The organism is Aliiroseovarius sp. S1123 (assembly GCF_023015885.1).
GTDB lineage: Bacteria > Pseudomonadota > Alphaproteobacteria > Rhodobacterales > Rhodobacteraceae > Aliiroseovarius.
Genome location: NZ_JALKBE010000006.1, coordinates 192,292 through 203,444, shown reverse-complemented (window position 1 = coordinate 203,444; position 11,153 = coordinate 192,292). Strand labels below are relative to the sequence as shown.

9 protein-coding genes are annotated in these 11,153 nt (G+C 58.3%); 2 read left to right on the top strand and 7 right to left on the bottom strand.

Annotated features, from left to right (window positions below; all coding sequences use genetic code 11):
* Positions 1 to 117 precede the first annotated feature (117 nt).
* A complete protein-coding gene (locus MWU53_RS12620) occupies positions 118 to 2,961 on the top strand; it encodes an adenylate/guanylate cyclase domain-containing protein (protein ID WP_247093870.1) in 2,844 nt (947 codons plus the stop codon).
* 310 nt (positions 2,962 to 3,271) lie between these two features.
* On the opposite strand, the gene MWU53_RS12615 is transcribed toward MWU53_RS12620, so the two are convergent.
* The 7 genes from MWU53_RS12615 to MWU53_RS12585 all read right to left on the bottom strand — a co-directional run bounded on the left by MWU53_RS12615 (position 3,272) and on the right by MWU53_RS12585 (position 9,946).
* Positions 3,272 to 3,928: a Crp/Fnr family transcriptional regulator gene (locus MWU53_RS12615; protein ID WP_247093868.1), complete on the bottom strand. Its 657-nt coding sequence runs from the start codon at positions 3,926 to 3,928 to the stop codon at positions 3,272 to 3,274.
* A gap of 167 nt (positions 3,929 to 4,095) precedes the next feature.
* The gene (gene nqrF / locus MWU53_RS12610) at positions 4,096 to 5,319 is read right to left on the bottom strand and encodes an NADH:ubiquinone reductase (Na(+)-transporting) subunit F (RefSeq protein ID WP_247093866.1); all 1,224 of its coding nucleotides are present in this window, start codon (positions 5,317 to 5,319) and stop codon (positions 4,096 to 4,098) included.
* Between the two features lie 13 nt (positions 5,320 to 5,332).
* A complete protein-coding gene (gene nqrE / locus MWU53_RS12605; RefSeq protein ID WP_108856976.1) occupies positions 5,333 to 5,941 on the bottom strand; it encodes an NADH:ubiquinone reductase (Na(+)-transporting) subunit E in 609 nt (202 codons plus the stop codon).
* Positions 5,941 to 6,594, bottom strand: coding sequence for an NADH:ubiquinone reductase (Na(+)-transporting) subunit D (locus tag MWU53_RS12600; RefSeq protein WP_108856977.1), 654 nt, complete (start codon positions 6,592 to 6,594; stop codon positions 5,941 to 5,943). Before MWU53_RS12600 ends, nqrE begins: the two co-directional genes overlap by 1 nt.
* The gene (locus MWU53_RS12595) at positions 6,594 to 7,406 is read right to left on the bottom strand and encodes a Na(+)-translocating NADH-quinone reductase subunit C (RefSeq protein ID WP_247093864.1); all 813 of its coding nucleotides are present in this window, start codon (positions 7,404 to 7,406) and stop codon (positions 6,594 to 6,596) included. The genes MWU53_RS12600 and MWU53_RS12595 overlap by 1 nt, the downstream gene beginning before the upstream one ends.
* Positions 7,399 to 8,598 carry an NADH:ubiquinone reductase (Na(+)-transporting) subunit B gene (locus tag MWU53_RS12590; RefSeq protein WP_247093862.1) on the bottom strand — a complete coding sequence of 400 codons (1,200 nt, stop codon included), beginning with the start codon at positions 8,596 to 8,598 and terminating at the stop codon, positions 7,399 to 7,401. The genes MWU53_RS12595 and MWU53_RS12590 overlap by 8 nt, the downstream gene beginning before the upstream one ends.
* Before the next feature lie 4 nt (positions 8,599 to 8,602).
* Positions 8,603 to 9,946 carry a Na(+)-translocating NADH-quinone reductase subunit A gene (locus tag MWU53_RS12585; RefSeq protein ID WP_247093860.1) on the bottom strand — a complete coding sequence of 448 codons (1,344 nt, stop codon included), beginning with the start codon at positions 9,944 to 9,946 and terminating at the stop codon, positions 8,603 to 8,605.
* A gap of 181 nt (positions 9,947 to 10,127) precedes the next feature.
* Here MWU53_RS12585 and MWU53_RS12580 point away from each other — a divergent pair, with 181 nt between their 5' ends.
* Positions 10,128 to 11,150 carry an FAD:protein FMN transferase gene (locus MWU53_RS12580; protein ID WP_247093884.1) on the top strand — a complete coding sequence of 341 codons (1,023 nt, stop codon included), beginning with the start codon at positions 10,128 to 10,130 and terminating at the stop codon, positions 11,148 to 11,150.
* Positions 11,151 to 11,153 lie beyond the last annotated feature (3 nt).

Genomic DNA, 11,153 nt, shown 5'->3' with positions numbered 1-11,153 from the left:
CACTACAACACCAAACGACCGCATAGTGCTCTGGGCTACCGCCCACCGGCCCCTGAAACCATCGTCCCGATGGAACAAACGCCAATCATGCACTAACATTCAAACTGGACCATTTAGGTGGGGCTGATCAGTTTTTGCGGGACCGAGGTCGTCGCCTTGGATGACAATCCCGAGCTGCGCATCCTGACCATCCAATTCATTGATCTTGTCGGGTCCACCGCCTTTGCGAACTCGACCGAACTTGAAACCTATGACGACACCATTGCCGCGTTTCATCAGCAGGTGAACGAAACGGTCGAGACTTATCGCGGCAGGGTGCTGCAGCGCTATGGCGACGGGGTGCTGTCCTGCTTCGGACTGGACCATGACGGCGAGGATTCGGCCCTGTCGGCGATTGCCTCGGGCCTGTCGATTGCCAAATCCATGCCCGAGCGGGTGAACGGGTTGCAGGTACGTGTAGGCATCGACACCGGCCAGATCATGTGTCGCGTTGGCCAACAAGGCGCGCTGTTCCCGCAGCTGACCGGGCTGCATGTGAACCGTGCTTCGCGGTTGCAGGAACAGGCACCAGTGGGCGGGGTAGTTATCTCGGGCCAGACGAAATCCTTCCTGTCGCGGCTTGCACGTCTTGATGAGGCCGCGCATGACACGCGCCTTTTGAAAGGCATCGACCAACCGGTCGAGCTTATCGAAGTCACCGGCTTCCAATTCCAAGAGGATCACACACAAGATTCAGACCTTCTGGAGCGCGACAAGGAACTTGCGCTTCTGCAAAACGACACCAGCCGCGCCCATGCGATCATTGGTCCGGCGGGTATCGGCAAGACCGTGCTTCTGGATGCCTTCAGCCGCACCCAGAAAAACGCCGGGATCGTCCGGATTGATGCCCGCGCCAACCTTCAGCAATCCGCGCTCTTCCCCGTGGTGGAAACCCTACGGCGCGAGCTGGATCTGCATGCGCAATCTTCGCTCGAGGATCTGGAGACGCAGTTTAAATCAATCGGGGTCACACTCGAAGATCAAGACATCATGGTGGTGGCCGGGCTGCTTGGCCTGCAGGCCGCCCAGCCCGTTCTTCTGACCCCCGAGCAACTACAATCACGCAGGATCACTCTGGCAACCCGCGCGCTTGCGGGACTGGCGCAGGCCCGCACCGCCGCCTTGACCTTTGATGACCTGCATTGGTTCGATGAAGGCACGATTGCCGTGCTGCAGGCCCTTATGCAGGCCGAGGGCACGCCGCCCCGCATCGTTGTCACCAGCCGCCCGTCCGAGAAGATAGATACGCTTTTGGAGAACGCGCCGGTCACACCGGTCCATCTGGCCCCTCTGTCCGACGAAGCTGCACAGGAAGCCCTGTCTGCCCATCCCGATCTGGACGACGCCAAACGCGCCCGGATCATCGAAGCGGCCGAGGGCAATCCCCTGTTCCTGTCGGCACTCGCCACCCATGCGCGCCAGTTCGGGGACGAAGGCGGGTCACAACAGCTGCCCCAAACGATCGAGGCCACCTTTCAGGCCATCATCAACGGCTTCGGTGCCCTGCGCGACGTGATCCAATGCGCCTCTATCTTGGGACGCGATTTCCAGCCCGAGCGGGTCGCGCATCTGCTGCCTGACCGCCCCAACCTTGACGACGAGCTGCGTGTTTTGACCATTCGCGGCATCTTCAATCCCTATGCCGAAGGTGCCTTGTTCTTCGACCACATCCTGCTGCGCGATGCGGCGTATGAGATGATCCCGGGCAAGCGCCGTCGGTCCTTGCACAAGACATTTGCCGATGCCATGCAGACCCATGACCCGGCCTATTGCGCCACTTATCCGCATTTGATCGCGGACCACCGTATTGCCGCGCGCGACCACGAAAACCTTCCCGCGGCGTGTATCGCGGCGGGCATCCACATGCTTATGGCGGTGAACTTTGACCAGTCCATGGCCTATCTGGATCACGCGCGTGCGAATATGGAAGATCAAGCCGCGCCCGAGCAGGTCTCACGCCCCGAGTACCTGCCTATCCTATCGCTTTTGGCCAGCGCCACGGTGCAACGCATGGGCTTCTCGCACCCTATGGTTTTGGAACGGTATCAGCTGCTGGAAGATGCCATCGCCTATGCCCAGGGCACCGACCGCCAGCGCATGACCGCACTATACGGACTGTTTGCCCATCGCATCATCAACGGTCGCGTTCGCGACAGCGGCGAGTATGTCGAGATGATGGAGAAGCTTGCACGTGATGGCGATGACGAACTGAAAGTCATGTGGTTGGTGAATGAAACTGCCCATGCGCTCTATTCAGGCCAGTTTGATCTGGCGGCAGAACGAAGTACTCAGCTGAAATCCATCTACCGCGTCGAAGATCACGGCCGCCTGTTCCTAGAACTGGGGGCAGACCCGCTGGCCTCGGTCCTGTCGGCAGATGCCCATGTGGCAAGCCGCGAAGGCGATTTGGACGGGGCGCAAGCCGCGATGTCACAGGCCCAAGAACACCTGAAAGCAATCGGAGCTATTACGCAGATCCCGTGGATCCATATTTTCGGCGGACAGGCCCTGCTGGCGGGGGGACATCTGGATCTGGCGGTGCAGGAAGTGCAGGCCGGGATCGAGATTGCCGACGAACAACAAGCGCAATTCTGGTCGTTGATCGGACGCGTCTGGATAACGATTCTGCAGATCTATCAGGGTAACACCACCGAAACCCCAGCCATGCTGGAGATGTTGACCGAGCAAGCCAGCATGATTGGTGCAAACCTGAACGCTCCCTTCTACAAGGCGGCGCTGGCGAAGGCACATCTGGCGAACGGAGATGTCGAAACAGCGCAAACACTGTTGGAACAAGCCGAACATTTGTCTGAGTCTGCAGGCGAGCACGAGTGGGACAGCTCCATCCGCGATATCCGGACAGAGCTTTCACAAGTTGCGTCTGGTGTGTCGGCGCCTCTGGACCTGAGAACCCAGAGTTGACGTAGCGCCTCACCACTCACGGCAGCCAATAATGGCACAACCAAACCCCGTCCGTCATCTGACGGGGGAAGACACTCAGGCACCCCGGAGGTCGGGATTAATTCTCACTCCAAAACGCCGTTTCCAGCGCCACCCAAAGCGAGCTCTATCTATCTAAGCGTGCTAAAATAACTTTCCCCAAAAGCTTTCAGCGTCTTCTTCTTTTGAATAGCATGCGCGCTACACCGTACCTGTGACGCACGTCACAGCTTGGCGAAATCAGAAGAATTTTCCTCTATTTCTACTTATTGGTGCTAACTGGAAGCTTGGGTCAGTGATCGTCGCCTTGAGCGAATTCTTTAAGGCGTTGCTGATCCTCGATCACGACAAACCCCTTTTCAAACCGGGCGACGCCGTCCTTGGCCCAGACCTTCAATTGCCGGTTCACATTCTCACGCGTCAGGCCGGCATAGGCCCCAAGCCAGCTTTGACTAGCCTTTACGGCAAGCTGACCATCTTCGCTATGAACCGAATTTGAAAGCAATCTGAGAAGGCAGGCCGCAAGACGGGCCTGTCCGCTTTGCATGATCTGCACCTCGAACATCTCGGACGCATTGCGGGCTTTCTGGCACAGGGCTTCGATCACCAAGATGGCACTGTCGGGGTCCTCGCGAAACAATTGCAGCACGTCCTGACGCTGCACCTCGATCGCCTCCATGGTCTCAAGGGCAACCACATCGGCGCTGCGCGGGCCGCCATCCAGGCACGCAATATCACCCAGAACATCGCCAGCCTTGGCCACGCCCAGAATGGACTTCTGCCAGACCGCGGTGGTCACGCTGATCTCGGCAGTCCCAGACGAGACGATCAAAAGCGTCAAGCCGGGATCGCCAAAGCGAAACACCACATCCTTGTTCTTGTAGATGCGCGCATGTCCACGCTGACGCAGACGCTCCAGTGCTCCGGCGCCAATTGAGCTTAAAACCATGAAATCCCCAACTTAAGGTCTTCTCAGATTAGGGATCATCGCACCAAGGTCAACTGAATGCACACCGAAGGCTACAACTTTTAAGTGACGGTTCCGTAAACGTAAAATGCCCCGAGCCAACATTGCTCGGGGCATTTTGATGTGTCTGTTCGGGTAACCCGGGCGGTTTATCCGCCGAAGTCATCCAGCATGATGTCTTCGCGATCCACGCCCAGATCAAGCAGCATGTTGATCACGGACTGGTTCATGATGGGCGGACCACACATGTAGTATTCGCAGTCTTCAGGGTTCGGGTGATCCTTCAGATACTCGTCGTGCAGGACGTTGTGGATGAAGCCGGTATAGCCTCCCCAATCGTCCTCGGGCAGCGCATCCGACAGGGCCACATGCCATGTGAAGTTCGGGAATTCCGCAGCCAAACTGTCGAAGTCTTCAACGAAGAACATCTCTTTCTTCGAGCGTGCACCGTACCAGAAGGTGATCTTGCGATCCTTGTTCTTCAGACGCTTCAGCTGGTCAAAGATGTGCGAGCGCATGGGGGCCATACCGGCACCACCACCGATAAAGACCATTTCCTTCTCGGTCTCGCGGGCAAAAAACTCGCCAAACGGACCCGAGATGGTGACTTTGTCGCCTGGCTTCAGGTTGAAGATATAGGACGACATCTGCCCCGGAGGAATGCCCTGCGATCCCGGCGGCGGCGAGGCCACACGCACGTTCAGCATGATCAGGCCCTTTTCATCCGGATAGTTCGCCATCGAATACGCACGTTCGATCGGCTCGCCCACAGTGCTTTCGTACTGCCACAGGTTAAACTTGTCCCAGTCCTCGTGATACTCTTCGCCAATGTCGAACTCTTTATAGTTCAGCTTGTGCGCAGGCGCTTCGATCTGGATGTAGCCACCCGCGCGGAAGTTCACGTCTTCGCCTTCCGGCAGCTGAAGAACCAAGTTCTTGATGAAGGTCGCGACGTTGTCGTTGGAACGCACGGTGCATTCCCACTTTTTAACGCCGAACACCTCTTCCGGGACTTCGATTTCCATGTCCTGCTTCACGGCCACCTGACAGGACAGGCGGTCGCCACAGGCGGCCTCGCGTTTGGTAATGTGGCTTTCCTCGGTCGGCAGGATCGAGCCGCCACCCGAGTGGATTTTCACGCGACACTGCGCACAGGTCCCGCCGCCGCCACAGGCCGACGGTACGAACAGCTGCTGTTCGGCAAGTGTCTGCAAAAGCTTGCCGCCCGCAGGGACCGAAATCGTCTTTTCGCCGTTCACAACGATGTTCACGTTGCCCGTCGAAACCAGCTTCGAGCGCGCGGCCAGAATGATCGAGACCAGCGCCAAAACGATCAGGGTGAAAAGGATGATGCCAAGGCTAAAGGTTGCCATATCTTTTTGCCCCTTACAGTTTCACGCCAGAGAAGGACATGAAGGCCATAGCCATCAGTCCTGCGGTGATGAAGGTGATCCCCAGCCCTTGCAGGCCGTCCGGGATATCCGAATACTTCAGCTTTTCGCGCACACCTGCCATTGCGGTGATGGCCAGTGCCCAGCCAAAGCCCGACGAGATGCCATAGGTCACCGATTCTGCGAAGTCATAGCTGCGTTCCACCATGAACAGCGAGCCACCCAGGATGGCGCAGTTCACCGTGATCAGCGGCAGGAACACACCCAGTGCGTTGTAAAGCGGCGGGAAGTACTTATCCAAAACCATCTCGAGGATCTGCACCAGTGCGGCGATCACGCCGATATAGGAAATCAGACCAAGGAAGGTCAGATCGACATCCGCAAAGCCCGCCCAGCTGAGCGCACCGGGGGCCAGCAAGTAGGTCAGGATAAGGTTGTTGGCCGGAACCGTGATCGACTGTACGACCATGACCGAAATGCCCAGGCCAATCGCGGTCGAGATCTTCTTGGACACGGCGATGAAGGTACACATGCCAAGGAAGAAGGACAGGGCCAGGTTTTCAACGAAGATCGCCTTCACGGCGAGGGAAAGAAGCGCTTCCATCAGTGAGCCTCGACCGTTTGAATTTTGTATTCACGTTCTTCGACCTGACCGGGTTTCCATGTGCGGAAGGCCCAGATGATCAGACCGATGATGAAGAACGCCGACGGGGGCAGAAGCAGCAGGCCGTTGGGGACATACCAGCCACCGTTGTTCACGGTCTCCAGAATGGTTACACCAAACAGGCTTCCCGAGCCAAAGAGCTCGCGGATCACGCCGACCAGCATCAGGATCAGGCCATAGCCCAGACCGTTGCCGACGCCGTCGATGAAGCTGTCGATGGGGCCGTTCTTCATGGCGAACGCCTCGGCGCGGCCCATCACGATACAGTTGGTGATGATCAGACCGACGAAGACCGATAGGGTTTTCGAAATCTCGTAAGCGAATGCCTTCAGCACCTGATCCACCAGAATAACCAGCGACGCGATGATCACCATTTGAACGATAATCCGGATCGACCCGGGGATCTGGCTGCGGATCATCGAAATGAACATCGACGAGAACGCGGTTACCAGCGTCACCGCAATCGCCATTACGAAAGCGACCTGAAGCGACGAGGTCACCGCCAGCGCCGAACAGATCCCCAGCACCTGCAAGGTGATCGGGTTGTTGTCGACCAACGGGTCGATCAGCATCTCTCTGCGTTTATGGGCCATTAGATATCCCCCGCTTTCAGATTTGCCAGGAAGGGAGCATAGCCGCTTTCACCCATCCAGAAATTCAGAAGGTTATGAACACCCGCCGTGGTCAGGGTCGCCCCTGCCAGTGCATCGATGTGATAATCAGCACCCGCCGCAGGCGCGGTTTTCGTCACGCTGATTTGAAGCTGCCCACTTTCGTCGGCCAGCTTTTTGCCATTCCAAAGCGACTTCCAACGCGGGTTGTCGACCTCGGCGCCCAGACCCGGGGTCTCGGCATGTTCATAGAATTGCAGTGCGAAGATGTCGTTGCCGTTCTCTTCCAGCGCAATGAAACCGTAAAGCGTCGACCACAGGCCATAGCCGTGGATCGGCAGGATCACCTTGTCGATCTCGCCTGCGTCGTCGCGCAGCAGATAGACGGTGACGAACTTGCCCTGACGCACAATGCCCGCAGGGTCGTCGTCCAGTGCGACCGAGGTCGCGGGATCGTCGGCCGCGGAACGGTCATCAAAGCTGGCCGGATCAAACGCGTCGGTGAAGGCCCCGGTTTCCAGTTCCAGAATGCGGGGCTCAAAAGCTTGGAAGCTTTCGACCACATCTTTGTCCGGATCGTAGATGCCCGCGACCTGCAGAATGTTGATCTGCTTGTCTTTCAGCGCGTTGACCTCTTGCAGCGGGCGCAGGGCGACTGCTGCTGCCGACACGATCATCGAGGCGACAAGGCAGAGCGCCACAGCCACGAAGACCGTTTTGCCAACCGAGTCGGCGGGCGCATCAAGGAAACGGCGAATGGGGCCTTTGGTGGTGTTCAGATCGTTATCAGACATGGCGTTTTGCCCTGCGTTTGATGTTGGCCTGAACGACGAAATAGTCGATCAGCGGAGCGAAGACGTTGCCGAACAGGATCGCCAGCATCATGCCTTCCGGGAAAGCCGGGTTGATGACGCGGATCATCACGACCATGAAGCCGATTAGCGCGCCATAGATATAGCGGCCCATATTGGTGTGTGCGCCGGAAACGGGCTCGGTCACCATGAAGACCAGACCGAAGGCATAACCGCCCAGCACAAGGTGCCAGTACCACGGCATGGCAAACATCGGGTTGGTGTCGGAACCGATTGCGTTTAGCAGCAGCGAGAAGCCGATCATGCCAGCCAGACAGCCCACCACCATGCGGTAGTTGGCGATCTTGGTGACCAAAAGGAAGATCAGACCAAGGATGGCGGCCAGGGTCGAGGTCTCGCCCATCGAGCCGGGGATGAAGCCATAGAAGCTGTCCCACCAGGTAATGCCGCGTGCCGCCAGGGCCTGAACGCCGTCCGATGCCGAGACAGCCAGAGCGGTTGCGCCAGTAAAGCCGTCGACCGGCACCCAGACGCTGTCACCTGACAGCTGCGCCGGATAGGCGAAGTACAGGAACGCACGGCCGGTCAGTGCCGGGTTCAGGAAGTTCTTGCCGGTGCCGCCGAAGACCTCTTTGCCGATCACCACACCGAAGATGATGCCCAGCGCGACCTGCCACAGGGGCGTCGTTGCCGGCACAATTAGCGCGTAAAGCATTGAAGAGACAAGGAAACCTTCGTTCACCTCGTGCTTGCGAACAGTGGCGAAGATCACCTCGAAGATACCGCCGGCGACCAGCGTGACGATGTAGATCGGCAGGAAGTAAAGTAGACCGTGCACCATGTTGGCAAAGGCGTTGGCCGGGTTGAACCCGATGCCCAAGGCCTCGATGATCGCCGCACGCCAGCCCGATGCACCAAACTCGGCAATCGCCATATTGGTCTGGAAGCCCGTGTTATAGAGCGCCATCAGGATACAGGGGATCGTCGCGATGACCACGTAGGTCATGATGCGCTTCATATCGACGTAAGACCGCGCATGAGGCGCAGCAGTCGTTACCGTTTTCGGCGTGTAAATGAAGCTTTCCACCATCTCGTAGATGGGGAAGTACTTTTCCCATTTACCGCCCTTTTCGAAGTCCGGTTCGATCCGATCGAAAAAATTACGCAAGCCCAAAGGTCTACCCCTCTTTCTCGATCTTGGTCAGGCTGTCGCGAAGCGCCATCCCGTATTCATATTTCGCAGGACAGGCAAAAGCGACGAGGCCCAGGTCCTCTTCGTCCAATTCAAGCGCGCCCAGCGCCTGTGCCTGATCCGTGTCCATCACCAGAAGAGCGCGCAGAAGCTGGGTGGGCAGGAAATCCTGCGGCATCAGTTCTTCAAACGTGCCGGTGGGCACCATCGCGCGGCGACCGCCGTTCAGGTTCGAGGTCAGCGGATACTCGCGCTTGGCAAAGGCCGAGCCCAGAACCGGCTGAACCGCATATTTAGCGAACATCGGGCGGATCCAACCCATCGGGATCTGCTTCTTGTCCTCTTCAATCAAGGTGATCTGGCGGGCGTAGCGGCCAAGATAGCCATCCGCGCCCTCGCCTGCCCGACCGCTAAGGACCGAACCCGAGATCATGCGCACCGGCAGATCGCCGGGCACGTCACCAGCGGACAGATCGACCATCGAGGCGCCCGCGATCGTGCGGATCAGGCGCGGGTTGGCGCAAGCCGGGCCAGCCAGCGAAATGATGCAGGACGCATCATAAGTGCCAGTTGCCAGCAAGCGACCAATGACGATCACATCCTGATAGTTGATGGTCCAAACCGTCTTGTCCGCGCGGGGCGGCTCAAGGAAATGCATATGCGTGCCGGACAGGCCAGCGGGGTGCGGGCCTTCAAATGCGGCAGCTTCCACGCCAGCGATGTCTTGACCCGGCAGGGTCACACCTTCGGCCTGACACAGATAGGTCTTGCCGTCGCTCAGCGATGCAACGGCTTCCAAACCCTTGGCAAATGCTTCGGCATCTTCTGCGATGATCACGGCGGGATCGGCAGCCAGCGGCTCGGTATCCATGGCGTTCACATAGATTGCAGCCGGGCGAGTCGCCGGATCGGGTACTTTAGAATAGGGACGCGTGCGGAACGCGGTCCACAGACCGGCAGCGCACAGGCGTTGGGTCAGACCCTCGGGCGTAGCAGCGTCACCGACAGACGAGAAGTCAACTGCAGGCGCTGCGCCGTCCTTCACTTCAATCTCGATGCTGATCAGCTTACGGCGCGCGCCGCGGTTGACGGCTTTGACCGTACCCGCCACCGGCGAGACGACTTGCACATCCGGCATGTCTTTACTGATCAGAATCGGGGAACCCGCTCCAACCGCATCACCTTCAGCGACAAGAATTCGTGGCTTCCATCCGATGTAATCATCACCAAGAATGGCAACCGACTGCGGACTCGGCCCTTGTTCGACGCCGCCATTGGGCGCACCAGAGATCGGAATATTCAATCCTTTGCGTAGCCTAAACCGCTGCACAGTGTTCACCTCTTCAGATTGACTTGCAGCTATATGCAATATGTGGGCCGTGGTCGAAAGGGTCTTTTTACAAAGTTTAGGTCATTTTCTTGTTGAAAAGACCATTATTGTCTAAGACAAGCCTCACTGAACATTCAAATACGACCCGTTCGCGACTGAAAGAGGTTCTCCTGTGCCCGACATGATCAAATTCTCACGCCGTTCCATCCTGTTCATGCCGCTGGCCCTGGCCGCGTGCAAAGGGTCTGCCGCTCGTGTCTTCAACCTGTCGGGCCTGACCATGGGCACCACATATAATGTCGTCGCGATTGACGCATCGAAAAGCGTGAACGAAGCAGACGTGAAAGCCGCCATCAACGGCGCGCTGGCGGAAGTGAACCAGCAGATGTCGAACTGGGACGCCAACTCCGAAATCTCGCGCTTCAACGCTGCTGCCAACACTGCGCCGGTTCAGGTCTCGCCCGAACTGGCACATGTGATGAAGGCTGCCGACACCGTATATACCGCCAGCGAAGGTCGCTTCGACACCACGATGGGTCCGCTGATCGAACTGTGGGGCTTTGGTGCTCCGGGCAAAACGCCGATGCCGCAGCAGGCCGAGATCGACAACGCGCTGGCCGCTGTGGGTCACCACAACACCATCAGCGTGGGCGCAGACGCACTGCAGAAGAAACAAGCCGACGCGCAGGTCTATCTGGCCGCCATCGGCAAGGGCTATGGTGCTGACCGCGTAGGTCAGGCGCTAGAAGCTTTCGGCATCACCGACTATCTGGTTGAGATCGGCGGCGACCTGTATGCGTCGGGCCGCAACCCCGATGGTCTGCCCTGGCAGATCGGGATCGAGACCCCGGCATCGCTGAACAACGGCATCTTTGACGTGGTTGGCATCTCGGGTCTGGGTCTGGCCTCGTCCGGCGACTATCGCAACTATTTCGAACAAGACGGTCAGCGCTATTCGCACGTGATTGATCCGGCCACCGGCCAGCCGATCACGCACCGCACTGCCTCGGCCACTGTACTGGCTGAAAACTCAATGATGGCAGACGCTTGGGCAACCGCGATGCTGATCTTGGGCCGCGAGCGTGGTCTGGAAATCGCAGCCCAGCACGACGTCGCTGTGCTGTTCGTTGAACGTGATACCGAGGCAACCAGCCTGCAGTTCAAATCGTCCGCAAGCGACGCCTTCACGCGCCTGACCGCGTAACAA